Source organism: Rhodococcus sp. AC861 (assembly GCF_979256035.1).
Genome location: NZ_CEEDMW010000060.1, coordinates 1 through 257, shown reverse-complemented (window position 1 = coordinate 257; position 257 = coordinate 1). Strand labels below are relative to the sequence as shown.

Annotated in this window: 1 protein-coding gene; it reads right to left on the bottom strand. The window is 66.9% G+C overall.

Annotated features, from left to right (window positions below):
• On the bottom strand, nt 1–257 hold a 257-nt coding region (locus AC0IX4_RS23145), incomplete at both ends, for an aspartate/glutamate racemase family protein (RefSeq protein ID WP_471831425.1).

Below are 257 nucleotides of genomic sequence, written 5' to 3'. Positions count from 1 at the left end.
TACTCGCCGCGTCGGGACGTCCGCAGTCCCAGTGTCACCAGCGACTGGACGACCAGTGTGGCGGCGGAGACGCCGTCGACGACGGGGACGCCGATCTCGTCGGAGATGTGCCGACACAGGTCTGCCATCCCTGCGCCTCCGAGGACCACCGCGTCGGATCCGTCGACCTCGACGGCCGTACGGCTCGCTTCGGTGATGATCTTCAGGGCATCGGGATCGGTCTCGAGGTCCAGCACGGCGATCTCGCAGGCATGAAT